A 24623-nucleotide genomic window follows, 5' to 3' on the forward strand; every position below is an offset into this window, starting at 1 on the left:
TTTGCCGTGAGCGCAGGCGTGGCTTCGGAGCCCCCTCGGTAGCCAAAGTGAGATTCCCGTGACCCAAGCCGCAATCCTCGTGCTCGAAGACGGCACCGTATTCGAGGGCGAATCCGTAGGCGCGCCCGGCCTGTCCGTGGGTGAGGTGGTGTTCAACACCGCCATGACCGGTTACCAGGAAATGCTGACCGATCCGTCCTACGCCAGGCAGATGATCACCCTGACGTATCCGCACATCGGCAACACCGGCACCAACGCGCAGGACGATGAGGCATCGCAGGTGTGGGCGGCGGGCCTGATCGTGCGCGACGTGCCGCGCCGTCCGAGCAGCTGGCGCAACCAGCAGTCGCTGCCGGAGTGGCTGCAGCAGCGCGGCGTGGTCGCCATCGCAGGCATCGACACCCGCAAGCTGACCCGCATCCTGCGCGAGCGCGGCGCCCAGAACGGCGCGCTGATGGCCGGCCCGGACATCGATGTGGAAAAGGCGCTGGAAGCGGCGCGCAAGTTCCCCGGCCTGAAGGGCATGGACCTGGCCAAGGTGGTCAGCACCGCCAAGGCCTATCCGTGGACCGAGGGCCAGCTGGACCTGGACAAGGGCCGGTTCGTCCAGGCCGAGGCGAAGTTCAAGGTGGTGGCCTATGACTTCGGTGTGAAGACCAACATCCTGCGCATGCTCGCCGAGCGCGGCTGCGATCTCACCGTGGTGCCGGCGCAGACCCCGGCCGCGGACGTGCTGGCGATGAACCCCGACGGCGTGTTCCTGTCCAACGGCCCGGGCGACCCGGAACCGTGCGACTACGCCATCGCCGCGATCAAGGAGTTCGTTGACCGGAAGCTCCCGACCTTCGGCATCTGCCTGGGCCACCAGCTGCTCGGCCTGGCCTCGGGCGCGCGCACCATGAAGATGGGCCACGGCCACCACGGCGCCAACCACCCGGTGCAGGACATCGACAGCGGCCGGGTGATGATCACCTCGCAGAACCACGGCTTCGCCATCGACGAAAGCACGCTGCCGCCCAACCTGCGGGTCACCCAGCGCTCGCTGTTCGACCAGACCATCCAGGGCGTGGAGCGCACCGACGCGCCGGCGTTCTCCTTCCAGGGCCACCCGGAAGCCTCGCCCGGCCCGCACGACGTGGCGCCGCTGTTCGACCGGTTCATCGCGATGATGGGCCAGGCCAGGTAATCCAATCGCCGGACCGGCCTCCCGTTCCGGCAAGGCCGCGACGGATGCGGCCTTCCAGCGCACGTTTTCACTCACTGCGGCACGCCGCAGCCCCCATGCGAGTATTGAAATGCCAAAGCGCACCGATCTAAAAACCATCCTGATCATCGGCGCCGGCCCGATCGTCATCGGCCAGGCCTGCGAGTTCGACTACTCCGGCGCGCAGGCGTGCAAGGCCCTGCGCGACGAGGGTTACCGCGTGGTGCTGGTCAACTCCAATCCGGCCACGATCATGACCGATCCGGAAATGGCCGACGCGGTCTACATCGAGCCGATCAACTGGCAGACGGTCGAGAAGATCATCGACAAGGAGCGCCCGGATGCGCTGCTGCCGACCATGGGCGGCCAGACCGCGCTGAACTGCGCGCTGGACCTGGCTGACCACGGCGTGCTGGAGAAGTACAACGTCGAGCTGATCGGCGCCAAGCGCGACGCCATCCGCATGGCCGAGGACCGCGAGCTGTTCCGCGTGGCGATGGGCGAGATCGGGCTGGAGTGCCCGAAGGCCGCCGTCGCCCACACGCTGGAAGAAGCGCTGGAGATCCAGACCCGCGTCGGCTACCCGACCATCATCCGTCCGTCCTTCACCCTGGGCGGCAGCGGCGGCGGCATCGCCTACAACCGCGAAGAACTGGTCGAGATCGTCAACCGCGGCCTGGAGCTGTCGCCGACCACCGAAGTGCTGGTCGAGGAATCGGTGCTGGGCTGGAAGGAATTCGAGATGGAAGTGGTCCGCGACACCGCGGACAACTGCATCATCGTCTGCTCGATCGAGAACCTCGACCCGATGGGCGTGCACACCGGTGACTCGATCACCGTGGCCCCGGCGCAGACCCTGACCGACAAGGAATACCAGCGCCTGCGCGACGCCTCCATCGCCGTGCTGCGCAAGATCGGCGTGGACACCGGCGGCTCCAACGTGCAGTTCGGCATCAGCCCGACCACCGGCCGCGTGGTGGTGATCGAGATGAATCCGCGCGTGTCGCGTTCCTCGGCGCTGGCCTCCAAAGCCACCGGCTTCCCGATCGCCAAGGTCGCGGCCAAGCTGGCCGTGGGCTACACCCTGGACGAGCTGAAGAACGAGATCACCGGCGGCCTGACCCCGGCCTCGTTCGAGCCGTCGATCGACTACGTCGTCACCAAGATTCCGCGATTTGCCTTCGAGAAGTTCCCGGCCGCCGACGCACGCCTGACCACCCAGATGAAGTCGGTGGGCGAGGTGATGGCGATGGGCCGTACCTTCAAGGAATCGCTGCAGAAGGCGCTGCGCGGGCTGGAAACCGGCAAGATCGGCCTTGATCCGACCGGCCTGGACCTGGGCAGCGAGGACGACATCACCACGCTCAAGCGCGAACTGAAGGCCCCCGGCCCGGAGCGCCTGTTCTACGTGGGCGACGCCTTCCGCGCCGGCATGAGCGTGGGCGACGTCTATGGCCTGTCCTGGATCGATCCGTGGTTCCTCGACCAGATCGAGGACATCATCGCCGACGAGAAGCAGGTGCATGCCGAAGGCATCGACGCGCTGGACGGCGAGCGCCTGCGCACGCTCAAGCGCGCCGGTTTCTCCGACGCGCGCCTGGCCCAGCTGACCGGCACCAACGAGGCGGCGATCCGTGCGCTGCGCCGCGCGCACAAGGTGCGCCCGGTGTACAAGCGCGTGGACTCCTGCGCCGCCGAGTTCGCCACCAGCACCGCCTACCTGTATTCGACCTACGAGGACGAGTGCGAGGCCAACCCGAGCAACCGCGACAAGATCATGATCCTCGGCGGCGGCCCCAACCGCATCGGCCAGGGCATCGAGTTCGACTACTGCTGCGTGCATGCCGCGCTCGCCCTGCGCGAGGACGGCTATGAAACCATCATGGTCAACTGCAACCCGGAAACCGTGTCCACCGACTACGACACCTCCGACCGCCTGTACTTCGAGCCACTGACGCTGGAAGACGTGCTGGAGATCGTCGAGCTGGAGCAGCCCAAGGGCGTGATCGTGCAGTACGGCGGCCAGACCCCGCTCAAGCTGGCGCGTGCGCTGGAAGCCAACGGCGTGCCGGTGATCGGCACCTCGCCGGACTCCATCGACCTGGCCGAGGACCGCGAGCGCTTCCAGAAGCTGGTCAATGAGCTGGGCCTGAAGCAGCCGCCGAACCGCACCGCGCGCACCGCCGACGAGGCGCAGGCGCTGGCGCGCGAGATCGGCTTCCCGCTGGTGGTGCGCCCGAGCTACGTGCTGGGCGGCCGTGCGATGGAAATCGTCTATGGCGAAGCCGACCTGGCCCGCTACATGCGCGACGCGGTCAAGGTCTCCAACGACTCGCCGGTGCTGCTGGACCACTTCCTGGACGCCGCCGTCGAGGCCGACGTGGATATCATCTGCGATCGTGAAGGCAACGTCCTGATCGGCGGCGTGATGGAGCACATCGAAGAGGCCGGCGTGCATTCCGGTGACTCGTCCTGCTCGCTGCCGCCGTACTCGCTGTCGGCGCAGACCCAGGCGGAGCTGCGCCGCCAGGTCACCGAGCTGGCCAAGGCACTGAAGGTCGTCGGCCTGATGAACACCCAGTTCGCGATCCAGACCGATGCCGACGGCAACGACGTGATCTTCCTGCTGGAAGTGAACCCGCGCGCCTCGCGCACCGTGCCGTTTGTGTCCAAGGCGACCGGCATGGCGCTGGCCAAGATCGCCGCCCGCTGCATGGCCGGCATGAGCCTGGCCGAGCAGGGTGCGACGAAGGAGATCGTGCCGGACTACTACTCGGTGAAGGAAGCCATCTTCCCGTTCGCCAAGTTCCAGGGCGTGGACCCGATCCTCGGGCCGGAGATGCGCTCCACCGGCGAGGTGATGGGCGTGGGCCGCAGCTTCAGCGCCGCCTTCGCGCGCGCGCAGGAAGCCGGCGGCATCAAGACCCCGCCGCCGGGCAAGGCCTTCATCTCGGTGCGCGACGCCGACAAGCCGCGCGTGCTGCCGGCGGTGCAGGGCCTGGTCGAGCGCGGCTACTCGGTGGTCGCCACCCGCGGCACCGCCGCATGGCTGCAACAGCAGGGCATCGCCTGCGAAGTGGTCAACAAGGTGGTTGAAGGCCGTCCGCACATCGTGGACAGCATCAAGAACGGCGAGATCGTCTACATCGTCAACACGACCGAAGGCCGTGCGGCGATCAACGACTCGTTCTCGATCCGCCGTGAAGCGCTGCAGCAGCGCGTCACCTATTCGACGACGGTGGCCGGCGCCAAGGCGCTGGTGCAATCGCTGGAATTCCGCGGCACCGGCCCGGTCTGGTCGCTGCAGGAACTGCACAAGGAGTTGAACGCATGAGAGCCCCCATCACCCTGAAGGGCGCGCAGCGCCTGCGCGACGAACTGGACCACCTGAAGTCGGACAAGCGCCCGAAGGTGATCGCCGCGATCGCCGAGGCACGTGAGCACGGCGACCTGAAGGAGAACGCCGAGTACCACGCCGCGCGCGAGGAACAGGGTTTCATCGAAGGCCGCATCAAGCAGCTGGAAGGCGAGCTGTCGCATGCCGAGATCATCGACATCAGCAAGCTCAATGCCGGCAGCAAGGTGGTGTTCGGCGCGACGGTGACGCTGGCCGACGTGGAGAGCGACGAGGAAAAGCGTTACCAGATCGTCGGCGACCTGGAAGCGGACATCAAGCTGGGCCTGATCGCCATTTCCTCGCCGGTGGCGCGTGCGCTGATCGGCAAGAACGAGGGCGACACCGTCGCCATCGCCGCGCCAGCCGGCCAGCGTGAGTACGAGATCGTCGGTGTCGAGTATCTCGACTGACGGGCAGGTGCGGGGCTTGTCCCGCACGATACCTTCCCGGTGGTGATGCCACATGCGGGGCAAGCCCCGCATCTACATTGAGTGTCCCGACGGGAAGCAACGCAAGCCATGACCCACGCCAAAGCTACCCTGCTGCTGCCCGCCCGCAACCGCTTCCCGGGCGGCACATTGCCGGCACACGTGGCGACCGCGCTCGGCCGCGCCGAGCGCAGCGAGGGCGAAGCCGGTGAGTCGGCGCAGTTGCGCCGGCATTTCGAGGTGCAGCCGGATGCCTGGCCGGTGGCCGCGCTGACCCGCCAGGTCGACGCCGGTGATGCCGCCAGCAGCCTGTGGTTGCGCGCCGATCCGGCCAACGTAATGCCGGACATGCAGGGCGCGCGGCTGATGGCCTGGGCCGAAACCCTGCGCCTGGAGCCGGCCGACACGGCCGCGCTGCTGCCGGCGCTGCAGCCCTTGTTCGCCGGCTTCGGCTTCCAGCTCGACGCGCCGTCGCCGTCGCGCTGGTACCTGCGCCTGCCCGACGACACGCCGCTACCCGCATTCACCGCGCCCGACACCGCGCTCGGCGACGACCTGTTCGAACACCTGCCCGGGGGCGACAACGGCCGCCGCTGGCGGGCGCTGCTGACCGAGGCGCAGGTGGCGCTGCACCAGCACCCGTGGAACGAGGCGCGCGTCGCGCAGGGCAAGCGCACGGTCAACTCGCTGTGGTTCTGGGGCGCCGGCCGCCTGCCGCAGTCGGTGCGCACCGGGCATGCGCAGGTGCGCAGCCGCGACGCGCTGCTGCAGGGGCTGGCGGCGATGGCCGGGGTCCGTGTCGACGGCCCGGGCGCCGATGACAGCCGGACCGTCGATGCGCTGGTGGACCTGCGCCAGCTGCGTTCGCTGGACCAGCTCACCCGCGATGCCATCGCTCCGCTGCTCGATGCCATCGGCCGCGGCGAACTGCGCGAGCTGCAGCTCGATTTCGAGGACGGCGTGCGTTACCGCATCCATCGCGGCCAGCGCTGGCGTTTCTGGAAGAAGCCGCAGGCGGCGCTGCGTGATGAGTGAGGCATTGACGATCGTCCGTCGCGACGCCGTCGAAGGCGGGACGTGGGACGAGGGGACGCTGCCGCTGCTGCGCCGCATCTATGCCGCGCGCGGCGTGCGCTCACCCGAACAGGCGCAGCCGAAGCTGGCGCAGCTGCACGCGCCGGAACTGCTCGGCGGCATGCAGGCCGCGGTGGAACTGCTGGCCGCGGCGATCGCCGCAGGCAGACGCATCCTGATCGTCGGCGACTTCGACTGCGATGGCGCCACTGCCTGCGCGGTCGGCGTGCGCGGCCTGCGCCTGCTCGGTGCGGGCAACGTGGTGCACGCGGTGCCCAACCGCATGGTGCATGGCTATGGCCTGTCGCCGTCGCTCGTGGCCGAACTGGCCACGCTGCAGCCGGACCTGTTGGTGACGGTGGACCATGGCATCGCCTGCCATGCCGGTGTCGCCGCGGCCAAGGCGCTGGGCTGGCAGGTGCTGGTGACCGACCACCATCTGCCCGGCGAACACCTGCCGGCGGCCGATGCCATCGTCGATCCCAACCTCGGCGGCGACGCGTTCCCGAGCAAGGCACTGGCCGGTGTCGGCGTCATTTTCTATGTGTTGATGGCGCTGCGGCGGCACCTGCGCGAGGCCGGCGCGTTCGCCGACGGCAAGGGCCCCGACCTGACCCCGCTGCTGGACCTGGTGGCGGTGGGTACCGTCGCCGACCTGGTCGTACTGGACGACAACAACCGGGCGCTGGTGGCGGCGGGCCTGCGCCGGTTGCGTGCGGGGCAGGGCTGCGTGGGCCTGCGGGCGTTGATCGAAGCCAGCGGTCGCGACGCGCGCCGGCTGACCGCCAGCGACATCGGCTTCGCCCTCGGGCCGCGCCTGAATGCCGCCGGGCGGCTGGAGGACATGGCCCTGGGCATCGAGCTGCTGTTGACCGAGGACGCCGCGCAGGCGCGCGAGATCGCCGCGCTGCTGGAAGAGATCAACGCCGAGCGCCGCGCGGTGCAGCAGTCGATGACCGACGATGCGGAACTGGCGGTGTCGCGGGTGTTGCTGGATGACAGCGGCGGGCGCCCGATCACGGCCTGCCTGTTCGATGCGGACTGGCACCCCGGCGTGGTCGGGCTGGTGGCCTCGAAGATGAAGGACCGCCTGCACCGCCCGGTGATCGCCTTCGCACCGGCCGAGCCGGGCGCAGATGTCCTGCGTGGTTCGGCACGCTCGATTCCCGGTTTCCATATCCGCGACGCGCTGGCCGCGGTGGATGCGCGGCATCCCGGCCTGATCGAACGTTTCGGCGGGCATGCGATGGCAGCGGGCATGAGCCTGCCGCTGGAGCGGCTGGATGCCTTCCGCAGCGCCTTCGAGCAGCAGGTGCTGGCGACGCTGGACCCGGCGCTGCTGCAGCAACACCTGCTCAGCGATGGCGAGTTGTCCGCCGCCGAACTGGATTTCCGCCACGCCGAGGCGCTGCGCCTGGCCGGGCCCTGGGGGCAGGGCTTCCCCGAACCGCTGTTCGACGGCCATTTCGAGGTCGCGCAATGGCGGGTGCTCAAGGAGCGCCACCTGAAGCTGGAACTGCGCCTGCCCGGCATGGCCGGTACGCTCAACGCCATCCACTTCGGTGGCTGGACCGGCAACGCACCGGGCCGCCATGTGCACCTGGCCTATCGGCTGGTCGGCGACGATTACCGGGGCGGCGGTGCGATCCAGTTGATCGTCGAGCACTGCCAGGCGGGGTGACGCTTCAGTCGCCGCGCTGCGCAAGCCGCGCCAGCAGTTCGTCCATCGGCATCGACCGGGCGTAGAGCCAGCCCTGCGCGTACTGGACGCCGTGTTCCTGCAGGTAATCGGCCTGCGCCTGGGTTTCGACGCCTTCGGCGACGGTCATCGTGCCCAGCGATTTCGCCATCGCGATGATGTGGTCGATGATGTTGCGGGTGACCGAACCGGTCCCGATCGAGTCGACGAAGGACTTGTCGATCTTGAGGTAGTCGAACCTGAGCTGGGCCAGGTGCGACAGGCTGGAATAGCCGGTGCCGAAGTCGTCGATGGCGATGCTGATGCCGGCCTGGTGCAGGGTGTTGATGGCGGCGCTGGCGTTGTCCGCATCCATGCACACCATCTCGGTGATCTCGACGATGAGGTTGCGCGGCGTGGCGCCGATGCGCGTCGTCGCCTGCTGCAGGCGCGCCAGGATGTCGGTGGGGTCGCCCAGGTCGTTGGCGCTGAAGTTCAGCGCGATGTGGAAGGCAGGATGCCGCGCGAACAGCGGCGGCGCGTCGCGTTCGAGCAGCTGGATCAGCCGGTTGCGCAGTTCCGGCGCGAATCCGTTCTTCTCCGCTATCGGGACGAAGAGGGCCGGGCCGATGATCTCGCCGTTGGGGCGCCGCCAGCGCATCAGCGCCTCGGCGCCCACCCAGCGGCCGGAGGCAAGCTCCACCACCGGCTGGTACTCCAGGAACAGTTCCTCGCTCTTGAGCGCACGGCGCAACTGGGAGCGCAGCGAACTGCTGCGCTTGATGCTGCGGGTCATCAGGCTGGCCAGGAACACGCCCAGCGCCAGGCCGATGCCGCCGAGGAGAAGCGATGCCTTGATCCAGCTCTTCTCCCAGGTGCCGTAGGGCAGGGCGGCGAACACGGTGTAGGCGCCGATACGCGAGTGTTCCCAGGCCACCAGGTGGCCGCCCTGGACGAAGAAGCCCGAATTCCCGGCATCGACCCGGCCGAGCCAGCGTGCGTCGAAAGCGCCGTGCTGCGCCAGCACGGTGTCCTTGGCGCCATGCCCGATCACCGCCACCTGCCACGGCTGGTCGGTGGGAATGATGTTCAGGACGGCATTTTCATGGGTGAACAGGGTCAGGCCGCTGGCCGGGTCGGTGGCCGCGACCAGCGTGGTGTCCATGGCATCGTGCAGGCGCACGCCGCGCCGCAGCCAATAGCCATTGCGGCTCCTGAACGCCGGTTGCTCCAGCGGCCGGTCCTGCGGCCCGAAGCTGGAGCAGACCAGCCGGTCGTCGTGTACATAGCCGACATCGGCCAGCATGTCCGAGCGCAGCAGCGTTTCGCGCATCAGCGCGATGCCGGCCGGGGTGCACGGATCACCCTGCATCAGTGGCGACAGCCCGGCCAGCCCTTTGCGCATCTGGATGCCGACAGCGTCGGTGCGGGCGACCACCTGCCGGGTCATCAGCGCGGCGATTTCCTGGAACCCGCCGAGGCTTTCCCGGTAGGCGAACAGCAGCGCGGCGAATGTCGGCAGGGCGATGACGAGCGCCATCGTCAGCGACAACAGCGGCGGGCGGCGTTTCCTGTGTTCCAGCAGGGTCATGCGGAGAGATGTCCGGCGCTGTCCGTGGTGCCATTCGGGGACGGCTTTGCGGGCGCTGCGCACCGGTACCGGGCGGTCCGTCCCCTGCGATGGCGCCCGCTTCCCTGCGCGTGGCCTGGCCCTGGTGCGTGATGGATCGGTTGCGATCGCGGACGGACCAAGCCAGGCATCCCCATGCCAGCCTCGGCCCACCGGACCGCCATGACGGGAACTTCGGATGAAGAAACCGTGAAGGCGGCCTGCCGTCGAATGTAGACCAGGAATATCCCCGGCACCAGCGCGGGCGCGGGATCAGTTGCCGGCGTCGAGCCTCGTCCGCGCCGCCCGCGTCCATCTGCGCGACGGCAGGGCCGCCGTGCAGCCGCCGTTACCGGGCCTGGCTGCGTGCGCGCGGCGGCGAAAGCATGCAGGAGCGTGTAGGAGCGCACTTCAGTGCGCGATGGGGCTCTACCGGGAAAGCCTCATCGCGCACTGAAGTGCGCTCCTACGAGTGCGCTGCTGCCGGCTTTGAAATCTGCCGGGGGGCGGGCAGGGCCGCCCCCCGGGTGATTGCTTACTTGCGACGGACCATCAGCCGGTAGGCGCCGGCAGCGGATGGGTCGAAACTGTGCGCCATCAGCACGTAGTGGCCGGCTTCCAGCTCGATTTCCAGTTGCGGGTCCAGGCTGGTATCGCTGTCGTCCTGCGAGGCGACTTCCTGGCCGTCGCGCATCAGGGTGACCATGCCGTCCAGACCGTTGCTGCCGGTCATGCTGATGACATAGCGGCCCTTGCGCGGGATGTCGAGCGTGTACAGGCTGCGCGAACCGGGGATCAGCTGGCCGCTGGTCTCGCGGCCCAGGGTCAGGACCGGCCGGGTCGGGCCATCCGGCGCCGGCGCGGTGCTGCTGGCGAGCTGGAAAATGCCGCCGCGGCCGTTCACCGAACGCACCGAGACGTTGTATTCGCCCGGGTCGAGCACCTGCGACAGGCGCGAATTGACCCCGCCGCCGCCATCGTCGTCGCTGAGTGTGATGTCGGCGCCCTGCAGGGTCAGGAAGGTATCGATGTCGCGGCTGCTGGCGTCGAGCTGCACGCGGCGACGGTCGGGGAGGGAGAACACGAAGCTGCGGGTGTCGCCACCGTTGATGAAGCCGCTGGCCATGTCGTCGATCGGCAGGGCGTGGCCGTCCTCGAACGCCAGCCCCTCCGGGAGATCGGCCTGCTCCACGTTCAGGTAGAACGCGCCGCTGTTCTGGCTGAAACCGCCGGCGCTCAACGTATAGCGACCCGGCTGCAGCGGGGTGACCAGGCGGGAATTGGTGTTGTTGCCGCCGTCGTCGTCTTCCAGCTCCACGCCATTGCCGCTCAGCCCCAGCACGGTGTCGAAGGCGTCCGATTCCAGGTTGATGGTGTACAGGCCGGGCTTGTCGACCTGCAGCGCATAGGTCTGGCGGGAATCGACCAGCCAGTCGGCGATGCGCTTGCCGGCGACCAGCGGCTTGCCGTCATAGGCGACGATCGGCGTGGCGGTCAGCTGGAACGGACCGAAGGCGTTCGCGTCGGCGCCGCTGACTGCGATCAGATACTGGCCGGCCTTGTCGGCGCGCACGCTGAGCTGGCTGCTCCCGCTGCAGTTGCAGCCGGAGCCGGTACGGTTGACCAGCTGGTCGCGGTGGAACACGGCGAGCGTGCCGTTGAGTGGGCCTTCCAGCTTCAGCGACACCGCCTGGCCGGCGGCCAGTTGCAGGCTGAACAACTGGCTGCGGCTGCCGTCGCTGTAGTTCAGCGCGGTGGCGGAGGTGATTTCGCCCGAGGTCTCGCCATTGCTGGCAAGCGGACGGGCGGCGGGTGCGGCATGAACGGGGGAATTCAGGCTGGCGGCGATGGCGAGGGTCAGCAATCCTGCTGCGAGTCGCTTCACTATGGTTTTTCCTTGGTTTGGAACAGGGAACGGCCACCGCCGGACGCTGCGCGCGAACGGACAGGAAGTGGCCGGTGGGGAAGCTCCGGCCGGCAGGCACTCGCCCGCCGGCCGGGAGCGGTCAGTTCGCTACCGCGGCCGACGCGGCAGCCGCAGCTTCGGCCGCCGCGTCGGCGGCGTCCTTGCGGTTGCTGTTGGCCGGTGCGGCCATGTCGCCGCCCATGTCGGTGGTTTCCAGCTCGAACACGCCCTGCTGGCTGCCGAAGCTGGAGACGGTCACGGTGTAGCGGCCCGGGCCCATGTGCAGGGTCAGGCGGGCATTGGTGCCGTTGCCGCCATCGTCGTCCTCGGCATCGATGCCGGGGCCACTGATGCGCAGCACCGAGTCGAAGTTGTCGGCGACGGCATCGAACTGCAGGTGGCGCGCACTGTCCAGGTTGAGCACGAAGCTGCGGCGGCCGCGGGAATCGACCATGCCCTGCGCGGCCTGGCCGATGGTCAGGGCGCTGCCGTCGCGGATGATCAGGTCCTTGTCGACCGGAGTCAGGCCGACCTTCAGCTTGAACGAACCGGTGCTGCCGTTCAGCGACGAAGCACCGATGGTGTAGTCGCCCGGCTCCAGGTAGGCGCGGATGCGGGCGTTGAGGTTGTTGCCGCTGTCGTCATCCTCGATGTCGACGTTGCGGCCGGTCAGGTGCAGGTAGGAATCCAGCGCCCCCGACTCCATGCCGATGGTGTAGATGCCGGCCTTGTCCACCTTGAACTTGTAGTCCTGCCTGTCGCCCATCAGCCAGTCGATGGCCTCGCTGTCGGCGCCCAGCGGCTTGCCGTCGTACGGAGTGACCGCGCTGCTCCTGAGCTTGAACGGGCCGAACGAATCCGAACCGGCGCTGTTCACCGCCACCAGGTAAGTGCCGTCCTTCGGCGCCTTGAACGCCAGGCTGACGTCGCCCGAACCGGCTTCGCCTTCGTAGCCGCGCGCGGAGGCGGTGGCCAGCAGGCTCTGGCCGTCGAACACCGACAGCTGGCCGTTGAGCGAACCGCCCAGCTCCAGGGCGACGGCCTGGCCGCTCTTCAGGGTGACCTTGTAGCCCTGGTGGCGGCTGCCGTCGTTGTAGTTCAGGCGACTGGAAGAGGTGATTTCACCGGAGACGCTGTCGCCCACGGCAAGGCTGGGGGCATTGTCGCCACCGCCGCCGGGCTTCTGGCAGGCGGCCAGGGCCAGAGTGATCAGGGAAAGGGCGGCGAACAGGCGGGTGGGGCGTGTATTCAAGCGAGAATCCTTGTCGGTTGAAAGGGCCGCGCGGGGGCACGGCTGGCCGGGATTCTAACGGCAAGCGCCGGTCGTTCCGTGAGAACCAGGCCCGCTTCCTGCATCGCCGACGAGGCGGGTGCGCGATGCTAGAATTGCCGGCTTGTCTGCACCTGCATGGACCGACCATGATCGAACTCAATCCCATCCGCCAGCGAATCACCGATCTGACCGATCGCGTGGTCTCGCTCAGGGGGTATCTTTGACTATGACGCCAAGAAAGAGCGTCTTGAGGAAGTAACCCGGGAGCTGGAAAACCCGGACGTCTGGAACAACGCCGAATACGCCCAGAACCTGGGCCGCGAACGTTCCAGCCTGGAAAAGAACGTGGTCGGCATCGCCACCGTGCTCGATGGCATGGTCGAATGCGGCGAACTGCTGGACCTGGCCGAGAGCGAGCAGGACGAAGACACCGCGCTGGCCGTGGTCGCCGACCTGGACAAGTACCAGGTGCAGATCGAAAAGCTGGAGTTCCAGCGGATGTTCTCCGGGCAGATGGACTCGGCCAACGCCTTCGTCGACATCCAGGCCGGCGCTGGCGGCACCGAAGCCCAGGACTGGGCCGAAATCCTGCTGCGCATGTACCTGCGCTGGGCCGAGAGCCGCGGCTGGAAGACCGAACTGCTGGAAGTCTCCGGCGGCGACGTGGCCGGCATCAAGTCGGCGACCTTCCGCGTGGAAGGCGATTTCGCCTATGGCTGGCTGAAGACCGAGATCGGCGTGCACCGGCTGGTGCGCAAGAGTCCGTTCGATTCGGACAACCGCCGCCACACCAGCTTCACCTCGGTGTTCGTGTCGCCGGAAGTGGACGACAACATCGACATCACCATCAATCCGGCCGACCTGAGGACCGACGTTTATCGTTCGTCCGGCGCCGGCGGCCAGCACGTCAACAAGACCGAGTCGGCCGTGCGCATCACCCACGTGCCGACCAACACGGTGGTGGCCTGCCAGACCGAGCGCAGCCAGCACGCCAACCGCGACCGCGCGATGAAGATGCTGGCGGCCAAGCTGTACGAGCTGGAGATCCAGAAGCGCAACGCCGAGAAGGACGCGGTGGAGGCCACCAAGTCCGACATCGGCTGGGGCAGCCAGATCCGCAACTACGTGCTGGACCAGAGCCGCATCAAGGACCTGCGCACCGGCATCGAGCGCAGCGACACGCAGAAGGTGCTGGACGGCGACCTGGACGAGTTCGTCGAGGCCAGCCTCAAGTCCGGCCTGGAAGCCGGCTCCAAACGCATCGACGCGTAAGAACGGCGCGGCCGCACGGGCGGCCGCGTCCATTCGCCCTCCCGCCCGTCCATCGGCATGATGGTCGGGCCTGTTTCCTTCCCCCCGCAACCACCAAGCCAACGCCATGAACGACCAGACCCCCGCGCAGCAGCCCCCCGCCGACGAGAACAGCCTCATCGCCGAGCGCCGCGCGAAACTCACGGCGTTGCGCGGGCAGGGGATCGCCTACCCTAACGACTTCCGCCGCGAGCACTTCGCCGGCGCGCTGCAGGCCGAATTCGCCGACGCCGATACCTGGACCGCCGAGGCGCTGGAAGCCTCCGGCCGCAGCGTGAGGATGGCCGGCCGGCTGATGGCCAAGCGCATCATGGGCAAGGCCAGCTTCGCCCAGATCCAGGACGAATCCGGCCGCATCCAGCTGTTCCTGCAGGCCACCGCGCTGGACGAGGCCTATGCCGCGTTCAAGGGCTGGGACGTGGGCGACATCATCGCCGTCGAAGGCGGCCTGACCCGTACCAGGACCGGCGAGCTGTCGGTCAAGGCCAGCGCGATCCGCCTGCTGACCAAGTCGCTGCGCCCGCTGCCGGACAAGTGGCACGGCCTGGCCGACGTCGAGCAGCGCTACCGCCAGCGCTACGTGGACCTGATCGTGACCCCGGAGTCGCGTGAGGTGTTCGTCAAGCGCTCCAGGATCATCCGCGCCATGCGTGCGTGGCTGGACGCGCGCGACTTCCTCGAAGTCGAGACGCCGATGATGCATTACATACCCGGCGGCGCCACCGCCAAGCCGTTCACCACCCACCACAACGCGCTGGACCTGGACCTGTACCTGCGCGTGGCGCCGGAGCTGTACCTCAAGCGGCTGGTGGTCGGCGGCCTGGAGCGCGTGTACGAGATCAACCGCAACTTCCGCAACGAAGGCGTCAGCACCCGCCACAACCCGGAATTCACCATGATGGAGCTGTACGAGGCCTACGCCACGTACAACGAAGTGATGGACCTGACCGAGGGCGTGATCCGCGACGTGGCGCAGCAGGTGCTGGGCACCACCACGGTGGAATGGGACGGCGCGCCCATCGACCTGGCACCGGCCTTCCGCCGCTGGCGCATGGACGAGGCGGTGCGCCACCACAACCCGGAGATCAGCGCCGCCGACTGCACCGACCGCGACGCGCTGCTGCGCCACTGCGAGCGGCTGAAGATCAAGGTCAAGCCCTCCTGGGGCTGGGGCAAGCTGCTGCTGGAGATCTTCGAGGCCACGGTCGAGCACACCCTGGTGCAGCCGACCTTCATCACCGATCACCCGGTCGAGGTCTCGCCGCTGGCCCGCGCCAGCGACGCCGAGCCGGGCTACACCGACCGCTTCGAGCTGTTCATCAACGGCAAGGAGATCGCCAACGGCTTTTCCGAGCTGAACGACCCGGAGGACCAGGCCGCGCGCTTCCAGGCGCAGGTGGAGGCCAAGCAGGGCGGGGACGACGAGGCCATGCATTACGACTCGGACTACATCCGCGCCCTTGAATACGGCATGGCGCCGACCGGCGGCCTGGGCATCGGCATCGACCGGCTGGTGATGATGCTGACCGGCCGCGCCTCGATCCGCGACGTGCTGCTGTTCCCGTACATGCGCCCGGAAAACTGACCGCGGGCGGTGTCCGTCCCGAGCGCCGCCCGCCGGCCTCCGGTCATCGCCCGGGCGCCGGCGTATTGCAGGGCCGGCGCATGCAGTTGATGATGCGATGTCCGCCGGATCGTGCCCGCAAGGGCCGGTGAGGAGGCGCGGCGTGCCGGGAGCCTCCCTTCCCGGCAACAGCGGTTTCATCGGACAGACAGTCACATGCGCTTGGAAATCGTCATCGTCGACGACCAGACATCGGCCCGCAGCATGGTGCGGCATGTGCTGGAAGACATCTCGCCGGAACTCGGAGTGCACGACTTCGCCGATCCGCTGGAGGCGCTGGCCTGGTGCCAGTCGCACGAGACCGACCTGCTGCTGCTCGACTACCGCATGCCGAACATGGACGGCCTGGAGTTCGCGCAGCGCTTCCGGCGCCTGCCCGGCAACCGCGATGTGCCCATCGTGCTGATCACCGTGGTCGGCGACGAACCGCTGCGGCAGAGCGCGCTGGAAGCCGGGGTCATCGACTTCCTGGTCAAGCCGATCCGGCCGCGCGAACTGCGTGCGCGCTGCAACAACCTGCTGCAGCTGCGCCGCCACAGCCAGAGCGTGCGCCAGCGCGCACTGTCGCTGGAACAGCGCCTGCTGGCCAGCATGCACGAGGTCGAGGAGCGCGAGCGCGAGACGCTGTCGCGGCTGGCGCGCGCCATCGAGTACCGCGATGCCGGTACCAGCGCCTTCCTGGAGCGCATGGCCCACGTCGCCGGGCTGATTGCCGACGAGCTCGGCCTGCCCAGCGAGGACGTGCGCACCATCGAGATGGCCGCGCCGCTGCACGACATGGGCAAGATCGCCATCCCCGATTCCATCCTGCTCAAGTCCGGCAAGCTGGACGAGGAGGAGATGGCGGTCATGCGCCGCCATCCGCGCATCGGCCACGAACTGCTCAGCGGCAGCAACAACCGCTTCATCCAGATGGGCGCGACCATCGCTCTGCGCCACCACGAGCGCTTCGATGGCAGCGGTTACCCCGATGGCCTGGTCGGCGATGCGATCCCGCTGGAGGCGCGCATCGTCGCGGTGGCCGACGTGTTCGACGCGCTGCTGTCGCCGCGTCCCTACAAGGAAGCCTGGTCGATGGACGCCGCGCTGGCCTATCTCTATGCCCAGCGCGGGCGCCTGTTCTGCCCGCGCTGCGTCGATGCGCTGCTGCAGGCGCGCGAACGGCTGGAAGAGGTCTGCGCGCGCTACTCGGCGGCCTTCCCGAGACCGGAAGCCTGAAATGACGAGCGCGTTCGCCTGGCTCCGGCAGCGCCTGCGGCAACGCGGGGACAGCGAGCACGCGCAGGCGCTGGTGCGCATCGTGATGATCGCGCTGATCCTGTGCTACGTGCTGCTGTCGGCCGGCCGCTGGAGCCTGCCGCCGGCGCAGCTGCGGCTGGTGATCGTCCTGATCCTGATCGCGCAGGGCCTGTCGCTGGCGTTGATGGGCTGGCTGCTGTGGAAGCCCGGGCGCTCGGACCTGCGCCGCATCCTCGGCATGGTCGACGACTACGCGCTGATGTCCGCGGCGATGAGCACCATCGGCGAACCGATGGCCTGCATCTACGTGGTGGTGATGTGGGTGACCGTCGGCAACGGCATGCGTTTCGGCAACCGCTACCTGATGCTCGCCGTGGTCATGGCCACCGCCAGTTTCGGCATCACTCTGGCGCTGAGCGATTACTGGCAGCGCAACCTGGGCCTGGGCATCGGCCTGCTGGTCGGGCTGGCCGCGATCCCGCTGTATTTCTCCAGCCTGCTGCGGCAGCTGACCGAGGCCATGGCCGAAGCGCGCCGCGCCAGCGATGCCAAGAGCCGCTTCCTGGCCAATATGAGCCACGAGTTCCGCACGCCGCTCAATGGCCTGTCGGGCATGACCGAACTGCTTGCCACCACCCGCCTGGACGATGAGCAGCGTGAATGCCTGGGTACGATCCAGGCCTCGGCGCGGACCCTGCTGGCGCTGGTGGAGGAAGTGCTGGACATCTCCGCCATCGAGGCCGGCAAGCTGCGCATCAACGCGCAGGATTTCTCGCTGGCCGAGCTGGTCCAGTCGATCGGCCTGATCCTGGGGCCGCAGGCGCGCGGCAAGCGGCTGGATTACCGGGTGTTCGTGGAGTCCGGCGTACCCGATGGGTTGCACGGTGACGTCGGCCACCTGCGCCAGATCCTGCTCAACCTGGCCGGCAACGCGGTCAAGTTCACCGATCACGGCCAGGTGGAGATCCGCGTGTCGGTGAGCCCGTCCGCGGAGGGCGGGCCGCTGCGGCTGCGTTTCGAGATCCTCGACACCGGCATCGGCGTGGCGCCTTCGCTTCGGCCGCGCTTGTTCGACGCGTTCGAGCAGGCCGATGTTTCCATGGCCCGGCGCCATGAGGGCACCGGCCTGGGTACGGCGATCGCCAAGGGCCTGGCCCAGGCGATGGGCGGCGAGATCGGCTACCGCGAGAACCTGCCGGCCGGCAGCTGCTTCTGGGTGGAACTGCCGCTGGGCCGCGCCGTGGCGCCGGTGGCGACCGATGGCGAGGCACCGGCGGAGGCGGAACCGGCGACCACCGAGGACCCCGGCAACGTCATCGCCTTCACTGATCCGTTCCGCCGCCACCGCGCGCGCGTGCGCAGCCTGGACATCCTGGTCGCCGACGACCACGAGGCCAACCGGATGGTTCTGCAGCGGCTGCTGCAGAAGGCTGGCCACCGCGTCACCTGCGTGCAAGGGGCCGAGGAGGCGCTGGATGCGATGGCCGCACGCGATTTCGACGTGGCCATCACCGACCTGCACATGCCGGGCATGAGCGGCCTGGATCTGCTCAGACAGCTGCGCGTTATGCAGGCCGGGGGCGGCCCGCGCACGCCGGTGGTGATCCTCAGCGCCGATGTCACGCCCGAAGCGATCCAGCGCTGCAACCAGGCCGGTGCGCACGCGTTCATGGCCAAGCCGGTGGTGGCGGCCAGGCTGTTGGAAACCATGGCCGACATCGCCAGCGGCGCAGCCGTCGGCAGCCGCGACATGGCCGCGGTGATTCCCACCGTGGCCGATGGCGATGCCGTGCTCGATACCGGCGTGCTCGACGAACTGACGGCGTTGGGCATGGGCAAGGGCTTCGAGCGCGAGTTCGTGCGCCAGTGCCTGGAAGACCTGGAAAGCGGCATCGGTGCCTTGCCCGGCGATGCGCAGGGCGAGGATTGGACACGGCTGCGCGAACACGCCCACGCGATCAAGGGCGTGGCCGCCAACCTGGGGTTGCTGAAAGTCGCCCGGCAGGGGGGAGAGTTGATGCGCATGGCAGACTGGCAACTCAAGGGCGAATGGAAGCCGCTGCACACGCGCATCGGTGCCGCGCTGCAGGAGGGACGCCAGGCGCTGGACGCGCGCGCCCGCGGGCGCGCGCAACCGCACGACGACGTGACCGGCTGAGCTCCATCGCCGCCCAGGCCCGGCTCAACCCCGCACCTGTCCGCTGCGACGGGTCTGCGCCTTGACCAGCCGGTCCATGGTGCGCAGCGACTTGTCGTCCAGCGCCAGCGCCGCATCGACCCACACGCGGGTGATGTCCAGCAGTTCCTGGTAGTCGACCCGGTTGGAAATGCCGCGTACCGCGTTCATCGCCAGGTACGACTGCGGGATGCGCTGCTGCTGGCGGATCAGGTCGTTCACCGCCTGCTCGCCCTGGCCGCGCGGCACCAGGATGTCGACCACGCCCATGGCATGCATTTCCTCGGCCGAATGCACGCGGCCTTCCAGGATGATGCGCTCGGCCAGTTGCGGCGACACGCGGCGGCTCAGGAAGTTGTATGCGCCCATGCCCGGGAACAGGCCGAACAGCACTTCCGGCAGGCCCATGCCCACGCCTTCCTCGGCGACGATGGTATGGCAGGACAAGGCCATTTCCAGGCCGCCGCCGAGCGCGTCGCCCTGCAGCAGGGCGATGGTGCGGAAGCTGCCGTCCAGGCCGGCGTGGAAGCGGTACACGCCGTCGATGCAGCTGCGCGCATAGCGCAGCAGGCCTTCGCCATCGCGCGCGCGGATCAGGGAGGAGAACACGTCCAGGTCGCCGCCGAGATTGAACGCGTCGGCCGCGGATGCCAGTACCAGGTGACGCAGGCGTCCGGACCTGGCCTGCAGGTCGCCGGTGATGCCGTCCAGGTAGGCGTGCATCTCGGTCATCAGCGGCTTGCGGAAACAGGGGCGCACGCCGGGGCCGGCGTCGGCATGCATGTGCAGCCAGTGCACGTCGCCGGCGGCATCGTCGTGCACGCGGATGGTGGAGTAGGGGGTGACGGGGGTGCCGACAGGCAGCAGTTCGATCGCACTCATGGGCTGGGTCCTTGCAGGAGGCCCGCGGAATCGGAAGCGTGGGCGGCGGGCCGGACGCTGGCACTCCGCGATCCTACACGCGGTACCGGCCATGCGAATGCACGAAGGCCCCGCCGGAGCCGGCGGGGCCTTCGTGGGGACCGCTGGACAGGCCGGCTTCAGCCGGCCGGCGGCGCGTCGCGCAGTTCGCGGCGCAGGATCTTGCCGACGTTGGTCTTGGGCAGCTCCTTGCGGAACTCGACGATGCGAGGGTGCTTGTAGCCGGTCAGGTTGGCGCGGGCGAACTCCTTGACCTGCTCTTCGGTCAGGTTCGGGTCCTTCTTGACGATGACCACCTTGACGACCTCGCCGGACTTCTCGTTCGGCACGCCGACCGCGGCCACTTCCAGCACGCCCGGCATCATCGCGATCACGTCCTCGACCTCGTTCGGGTACACGTTGAAGCCGGACACCAGGATCATGTCCTTCTTGCGGTCGACGATGTAGAAGAAGCCCTTCTCGTCCATGCGCGCCATGTCGCCGGTGTGCAGCCAGCCATCGGCATCCATCGCCTTGGCGGTCTCGTCCGGGCGGTGCCAGTAGCCCTTCATCACCTGCGGGCCGCGGATGCACAGCTCGCCGACCTCGCCCATGGCGACCATGTTGCCGTCGTCGTCCTTCACGCAGGCGTCGGTGGAGGGAATCGGCAGGCCGATGGCGCCGTTGTACTCGGCCAGGTCCAGCGGATTGATGCAGGCCGCAGGCGAGGTCTCGGTCAGGCCGTAGGCCTCCACCAGGGTGGTGCCGGTGATCTTCTTCCAGCGCTCGGCCACCGCACGCTGCACCGCCATGCCGCCGCCGAGGGTGACCTTGAGCGCGGAGAAATCCACGTCCTCGAAGCCGGGCGTGTTGAGCAGGCCGTTGAACAGCGTGTTGACGCCGGTGATGGCGGTGAAGCGGTTGTTGCGCAGCTCCTTGACGAAGCCCTTCATGTCGCGCGGATTGGTGATCAGGTAGTTCAGGCCGCCCAGCTTCATGAAGACCAGGCCGTTCGCCGTCAAGGCGAAGATGTGGTACAGCGGCAGCGCGGTGATGATCACTTCCTCGCCCGGCTTGACGCCCGAGGCCGAGATCCACGCCGAGGCCTGCTGCATGTTCGCCACCAGGTTGCGGTGGGTCAGCATGGCGCCCTTGGCCACGCCAGTGGTACCGCCGGTGTACTGCAGGAAGGCGATGTCGTCGTGGCTGACCTCCACCGGCGGCAGCGCATGGCGCGCGCCCAGGCGCAGCGCTTCGCGGAAGCGGATCGCGCCGTGGATGCGGTAGTCCGGCACCATCTTCTTCACGTACTTGAGCACGAAGTTGACGATCGGCCCCTTGGGGAAACCGAGCATGTCGCCCAGGCCGGTGGTGACCACCTGCCTGACCGGCGTATCGGCGATGACCTGCTGCACGGTGTCGCCGAAGTTGTCCACCACCACCAGCGCCGCGGCGCCGGCATCGACCAGCTGGTGCTTGAGCTCGCGGGCGGTATAGAGCGGGTTGACGTTCACCACGGTCAGGCCGGCGCGCAGGATGCCGAAGGTGGCGATCGGGTACTGCAGGCAGTTGGGCATCATCACCGCCACGCGGTCGCCCTTCTTCAGCTGCAGCTCGCCCAGCAGGTAGGCGGCGAACTGCGTGACCAGGGCATCGGCTTGCCCATAGGTCAGCACCTTGCCGAAATTGGAGTAGGCGGGACGGTCGCGGAACTTGGCCACGGAGGCATCGAACACCGCGGCCACGGAGCGGAATTCATCGACGTCGATCTCGGCCGGCACGCCGGCGGGATAACTCTGCAGCCAGGGACGTTCCTGATTCATCTTCCCCTCCAGGAAATGGTTGTGGTCTAGTTGGTATGGGCGGCCGTCCGCCGATGGTGGCCGTCACCGCAGCATACCGTCCAGAATGGAAAAGGCGAAGGGAGCGATGATCCGAACGGTCCTCAACTGCGCGCGTATTGCGCTGATCGTGCTGGCCCTGGCCGCCTGCACGCGGCAGGCGCCCGAGCAGCGCCTGCGCCAGACCGTGGCGCAGATGCAGGAGGCGGTGGAGCAGGGCAGGCCCAAGGACTTCATGGCGAACGTGGCCGACGACTTCATCGGCAACGATGCCCTGGACCATGACGGACTGGGCCGGTTGCTGCGCGGCCAGCTGCTGCTCAACGCCAGGGTCGGCGCGCGTACCGGCCCGCTGCAGGTGGAGATGGGGCAGGGCGATACCGCGACGGTCCGCTTCACCGTGCTGCTGACCGGGGGCGACGGGAGCTTCCTGCCCGAGCGCGGCCAGGTGCAGCAGGTGGTCAGCCACTGGCGCGAGCGCGATGGCAGGTGGCAGGTCTACAGCGCCAGCTGGGCGTCCGCCGCGGAATAGATCGAGCTCTTCTCTCCGCAAGGGAGAGGACAGCTGCGAACCGTCGGTTCGTCGTTCCTTGAATGTTCCCGCGCCGGCACAAGAACCCGGGCGTGGAGCAGGAGTCGAGGTGGACGCTGGCCGGGACGATGCGGGGCAATCCGCGGTCCAGGGGAGAGCGCTGAGGCTGGTCACCGTCGTTGCCGGCCCCGTGGGCCGCACCCGGCCTGGGCGTTTCCCCACGGCCGAGATCTGGCCTTTCCGCCGGATACCGGCCCGCCGTCAGTCCTGCACAGGACGACGCCGTCCCGATTCCGCCCTTGGACAGCTACCTGAATGGAGGCCCCGCAAAGCGCCGCGTCGTCATGCGCCAATCGCGCAGGGCTGTTTATGCTGCCCGCGCAAATCACGCTGGCATGGCCGGCCCTAGACGGAGATTCCCCGATGAGCACCCGCACCGTTATCCGCAATCTTTCCATCGGCCTGGTGACCGCCGCCGTGCTGTCGGCCTGCGCCACCGGCGGTTCCTATGTGCAGAGCGACCCATACGGCAACCCGAGCCAGCAGCAGAACCGTACCGGCAAGGGCGCGCTGATCGGCGCCGCCATCGGTACCGCGGCCGGCCTGCTCAGCGGCAGCAGTGCCACCGAGCGCCGCCAGCACGCGATGATCGGCGCCGGCATCGGCGCGCTGGGTGGTGCGGCCGTCGGCAACTACCAGGACCGCCAGGAACGGGCCCTGCGCGAGCGCACCGCCAATACCGGCATCGACGTGCAGCGCCAGGGCGACAACATCACCCTGAACCTGCCCGATGGCATCACCTTCGACTTCAACAAGACCACGCTCAAGCCGCAGTTCTACGGCGCCCTCAACGGCGTGGCCTCGACCCTGGCCGAGTACAACCAGACCATGATCGAAGTGGTCGGCCATACCGACAGCATCGGTACCGATGCGGTGAACAACCGCATTTCCAAGGAGCGCGCCGACGCCGTGGCTGCCTACCTCAGCGCGCAGGGCGTACAGCGCGAGCGCATCGAGACCCTGGGCGCCGGCAAGAACTACCCCATCGCCAGCAACGACACCGACGCCGGCCGCGCGCAGAACCGCCGCGTCGAGATCCGCGTGATCCCGCTGCGTTCGTGACCGCCCTGTAGTTCCGACCTTGAAAGAGCCGCGCAAGCGGCTCTTTCTTTGCGTGCTGGAGCCCGTAGAAGCGCACTGTAGGAGCGCACTTCAGTGCGCGATGGGGCTTTCCCGGTAGAGCCCTCGCGCACTGAAGTGCGCTCCTACACTGCGGGCATTGCCTCAGGCCAGATCGTCCGCGATCACCACGCTGTTGCGGCCGTTGCCCTTGGCCAGGTACAGCGCCGCGTCGGCGCGCGAGAACCAGTCCTGCCAGTAGTGCTCGCCGGCGTACATCGCCGCGCCCAGCGAGATGGTGATGCCGCCGCCCGGGCCGTGCAGGGATTGCTGCACCGACTCGCGCACCCGCTCGGTGAAGCTGGCCAGCGCGTCGCGGCTGCCGGCCTCGGCCAGGATCACGAACTCTTCGCCGCCGAAGCGGAAGACCTTGTCCAGCTCGCGCAATTCCAGTCTCAGGATCGCCGCCAGTTCGACCAGCGCGTTGTCGCCGGCGGTATGGCCGTACTGATCGTTGACGTCCTTGAAATGGTCGATGTCCAGGATCACCAGCGCATGCCGGAACCGGCCCTGGCGGGCGCTGCCGATCTGCTGCACCAGGGTCTTTTCCAGCGCGCGGCGGTTGGGCAGGCCGGTCAGCTCGTCCAGCGAGGCCAGCAGCTCCAGCCGCGTGCGGTCGCCCTGCAGGCGCCGCGAGAAACGGAAGCCGAAGCCAAGGATCAGCGCGATCACCACCAGCGCCTGCGTATCCAGCGCGGGCGTGCGCAGCACGTCGGGCATCGCCAGCAGGCCAGCCACCATCACCAGGTTCGCCGGGGTGGCGATGCGGTTGTGGACCAGGAAGAAATTGACCATCAGCGCCAGCAGCGACCAGGGCAGGGCGCGGCTGCCCAGTTCGCCGGCCGCCAGCAGGCAGCCGGCCACGTTCGACAGGCACAGCAGCAGGCCGGCGCTGGACAACTGCGCGGCGCGTTTGTGCGCCAGCCAGGTCGCCAGTGCCGCCGGTGCCGCGCAGGCCAGCGCGGCCAGCATCTGCAGCGGCAGGCGGTGCCATGCCAGCCAGCCAGCGAACACCAGCAGCGCCAGCGTGGCGACCGGGGCGATGGTGCGCAGCGGCACGCTGCGCAGTTCGCGCGGCAGCGAAGGAATCGTCGGAGGTCCGGCGGCAGGTTTCATGACTGGGCAACATAGCAAGGAAGGTGGCAATCGTTCCTTCACTCAGTGCGCATCTTCAGCTTGTCTTTCGCCGACGACCCGCCGCACGCCCCGTCGGGCCGGTCGCGGCATGGCCCGGCGGGTGGGCTACCCCTTG

General features: G+C 68.3%; 17 protein-coding genes. 11 read left to right on the top strand and 6 right to left on the bottom strand.

Annotation, left to right across the window (positions count from 1 at the left end; translation table 11 throughout):
* The first annotated feature begins 58 nt into the window (after nucleotides 1-58).
* The 5 genes from carA (at nucleotide 59) to recJ (ending at nucleotide 7784) form a co-directional block, all read left to right on the top strand.
* On the top strand, nucleotides 59-1186 hold the full coding sequence (gene carA, locus AC1DGW_RS06110; RefSeq protein ID WP_478020552.1) for a glutamine-hydrolyzing carbamoyl-phosphate synthase small subunit: 1128 nt from the start codon (nucleotides 59-61) through the stop codon (nucleotides 1184-1186).
* A 109-nt stretch (nucleotides 1187-1295) separates the two neighbouring features.
* Complete coding sequence (gene carB / locus AC1DGW_RS06115; RefSeq protein ID WP_478020554.1) at nucleotides 1296-4538, top strand: carbamoyl-phosphate synthase large subunit; 3243 nt, start codon at nucleotides 1296-1298, stop codon at nucleotides 4536-4538.
* Between the two features lie 8 nt (nucleotides 4539-4546).
* Complete coding sequence (gene greA, locus AC1DGW_RS06120; protein WP_478020692.1) at nucleotides 4547-5011, top strand: transcription elongation factor GreA; 465 nt, start codon at nucleotides 4547-4549, stop codon at nucleotides 5009-5011.
* 108 nt (nucleotides 5012-5119) lie between these two features.
* Nucleotides 5120-6064, top strand: coding sequence for a phosphoglycerate mutase (locus AC1DGW_RS06125; RefSeq protein WP_478020556.1), 945 nt, complete (start codon nucleotides 5120-5122; stop codon nucleotides 6062-6064).
* The gene (recJ, locus tag AC1DGW_RS06130) at nucleotides 6057-7784 is read left to right on the top strand and encodes a single-stranded-DNA-specific exonuclease RecJ (RefSeq protein WP_478020558.1); all 1728 of its coding nucleotides are present in this window, start codon (nucleotides 6057-6059) and stop codon (nucleotides 7782-7784) included. The genes AC1DGW_RS06125 and recJ overlap by 8 nt, the downstream gene beginning before the upstream one ends.
* Before the next feature lie 4 nt (nucleotides 7785-7788).
* Here recJ and AC1DGW_RS06135 read toward each other — a convergent pair whose 3' ends face one another.
* The 3 genes from AC1DGW_RS06135 to AC1DGW_RS06145 all read right to left on the bottom strand — a co-directional run bounded on the left by AC1DGW_RS06135 (nucleotide 7789) and on the right by AC1DGW_RS06145 (nucleotide 12548).
* Nucleotides 7789-9372 (bottom strand): EAL domain-containing protein, encoded by a 1584-nt coding sequence (locus tag AC1DGW_RS06135; RefSeq protein ID WP_478020560.1) that lies wholly within the window; start codon nucleotides 9370-9372, stop codon nucleotides 7789-7791.
* Between the two features lie 553 nt (nucleotides 9373-9925).
* On the bottom strand, nucleotides 9926-11275 hold the full coding sequence (locus AC1DGW_RS06140) for an ABC transporter substrate-binding protein (RefSeq protein WP_478020562.1): 1350 nt from the start codon (nucleotides 11273-11275) through the stop codon (nucleotides 9926-9928).
* Between the two features lie 121 nt (nucleotides 11276-11396).
* On the bottom strand, nucleotides 11397-12548 hold the full coding sequence (locus AC1DGW_RS06145) for a PPC domain-containing protein (RefSeq protein ID WP_478020573.1): 1152 nt from the start codon (nucleotides 12546-12548) through the stop codon (nucleotides 11397-11399).
* Nucleotides 12549-12715: 167 nt separating this feature from the next.
* Here AC1DGW_RS06145 and prfB point away from each other — a divergent pair.
* The 4 genes from prfB to AC1DGW_RS06165 all read left to right on the top strand — a co-directional run bounded on the left by prfB (nucleotide 12716) and on the right by AC1DGW_RS06165 (nucleotide 18901).
* A protein-coding gene (gene prfB / locus AC1DGW_RS06150; protein ID WP_478020576.1) for a peptide chain release factor 2 occupies nucleotides 12716-13841 on the top strand; the annotation gives its coding sequence in 2 pieces (ribosomal slippage) (nucleotides 12716-12790 and nucleotides 12792-13841; 1125 coding nt in all).
* A gap of 106 nt (nucleotides 13842-13947) precedes the next feature.
* Nucleotides 13948-15465 carry a lysine--tRNA ligase gene (gene lysS / locus AC1DGW_RS06155; RefSeq protein WP_478020579.1) on the top strand — a complete coding sequence of 506 codons (1518 nt, stop codon included), beginning with the start codon at nucleotides 13948-13950 and terminating at the stop codon, nucleotides 15463-15465.
* Nucleotides 15466-15660: 195 nt separating this feature from the next.
* A complete protein-coding gene (gene rpfG, locus AC1DGW_RS06160) occupies nucleotides 15661-16722 on the top strand; it encodes a cyclic di-GMP phosphodiesterase response regulator RpfG (protein ID WP_478020581.1) in 1062 nt (353 codons plus the stop codon).
* Between the two features lies 1 nt (nucleotide 16723).
* The gene (locus tag AC1DGW_RS06165; RefSeq protein ID WP_478020584.1) at nucleotides 16724-18901 is read left to right on the top strand and encodes a response regulator; all 2178 of its coding nucleotides are present in this window, start codon (nucleotides 16724-16726) and stop codon (nucleotides 18899-18901) included.
* A gap of 24 nt (nucleotides 18902-18925) precedes the next feature.
* Here the strand turns inward: AC1DGW_RS06165 and AC1DGW_RS06170 are convergent, their stop codons facing one another.
* Together AC1DGW_RS06170 and AC1DGW_RS06175 are read right to left on the bottom strand one after the other, a co-directional pair.
* The gene (locus AC1DGW_RS06170; RefSeq protein WP_478020586.1) at nucleotides 18926-19801 is read right to left on the bottom strand and encodes a crotonase/enoyl-CoA hydratase family protein; all 876 of its coding nucleotides are present in this window, start codon (nucleotides 19799-19801) and stop codon (nucleotides 18926-18928) included.
* A gap of 158 nt (nucleotides 19802-19959) precedes the next feature.
* Nucleotides 19960-21642 (bottom strand): long-chain fatty acid--CoA ligase, encoded by a 1683-nt coding sequence (locus tag AC1DGW_RS06175; RefSeq protein ID WP_478020588.1) that lies wholly within the window; start codon nucleotides 21640-21642, stop codon nucleotides 19960-19962.
* Nucleotides 21643-21748: 106 nt separating this feature from the next.
* Here AC1DGW_RS06175 and AC1DGW_RS06180 point away from each other — a divergent pair, with 106 nt between their 5' ends.
* Both AC1DGW_RS06180 and AC1DGW_RS06185 read left to right on the top strand, forming a co-directional pair.
* Nucleotides 21749-22192 (top strand): nuclear transport factor 2 family protein, encoded by a 444-nt coding sequence (locus AC1DGW_RS06180; RefSeq protein WP_478020590.1) that lies wholly within the window; start codon nucleotides 21749-21751, stop codon nucleotides 22190-22192.
* Nucleotides 22193-22615: 423 nt separating this feature from the next.
* Nucleotides 22616-23314 carry a YiaD family glycine zipper/OmpA-like lipoprotein gene (locus AC1DGW_RS06185; RefSeq protein ID WP_478020592.1) on the top strand — a complete coding sequence of 233 codons (699 nt, stop codon included), beginning with the start codon at nucleotides 22616-22618 and terminating at the stop codon, nucleotides 23312-23314.
* 162 nt (nucleotides 23315-23476) lie between these two features.
* Here AC1DGW_RS06185 and AC1DGW_RS06190 read toward each other — a convergent pair whose 3' ends face one another.
* Nucleotides 23477-24487 carry a GGDEF domain-containing protein gene (locus tag AC1DGW_RS06190; RefSeq protein ID WP_478020594.1) on the bottom strand — a complete coding sequence of 337 codons (1011 nt, stop codon included), beginning with the start codon at nucleotides 24485-24487 and terminating at the stop codon, nucleotides 23477-23479.
* Nucleotides 24488-24623 lie beyond the last annotated feature (136 nt).

The sequence above is a fragment of the Stenotrophomonas sp. 05N423 genome (genome assembly GCF_056397145.1).

Excerpts from the sequence above, each read along its gene's own strand:
- AC1DGW_RS06170 (WP_478020586.1), bottom strand. The coding sequence starts at position 19,801 with ATGAGTGCGATCGAACTGCTGCCTGTCGGCACCCCCGTCACCCCCTAC.
- recJ (WP_478020558.1), top strand. The coding sequence starts at position 6,057 with ATGAGTGAGGCATTGACGATCGTCCGTCGCGACGCCGTCGAAGGCGGG.
- AC1DGW_RS06175 (WP_478020588.1), bottom strand. The coding sequence starts at position 21,642 with ATGAATCAGGAACGTCCCTGGCTGCAGAGTTATCCCGCCGGCGTGCCG.
- AC1DGW_RS06165 (WP_478020584.1), top strand. The coding sequence starts at position 16,724 with ATGACGAGCGCGTTCGCCTGGCTCCGGCAGCGCCTGCGGCAACGCGGG.
- AC1DGW_RS06125 (WP_478020556.1), top strand. The coding sequence starts at position 5,120 with ATGACCCACGCCAAAGCTACCCTGCTGCTGCCCGCCCGCAACCGCTTC.
- carB (WP_478020554.1), top strand. The coding sequence starts at position 1,296 with ATGCCAAAGCGCACCGATCTAAAAACCATCCTGATCATCGGCGCCGGC.
- AC1DGW_RS06180 (WP_478020590.1), top strand. The coding sequence starts at position 21,749 with ATGATCCGAACGGTCCTCAACTGCGCGCGTATTGCGCTGATCGTGCTG.
- AC1DGW_RS06185 (WP_478020592.1), top strand. The coding sequence starts at position 22,616 with ATGAGCACCCGCACCGTTATCCGCAATCTTTCCATCGGCCTGGTGACC.
- AC1DGW_RS06135 (WP_478020560.1), bottom strand. The coding sequence starts at position 9,372 with ATGACCCTGCTGGAACACAGGAAACGCCGCCCGCCGCTGTTGTCGCTG.
- AC1DGW_RS06190 (WP_478020594.1), bottom strand. The coding sequence starts at position 24,487 with ATGAAACCTGCCGCCGGACCTCCGACGATTCCTTCGCTGCCGCGCGAA.
- rpfG (WP_478020581.1), top strand. The coding sequence starts at position 15,661 with ATGCGCTTGGAAATCGTCATCGTCGACGACCAGACATCGGCCCGCAGC.
- lysS (WP_478020579.1), top strand. The coding sequence starts at position 13,948 with ATGAACGACCAGACCCCCGCGCAGCAGCCCCCCGCCGACGAGAACAGC.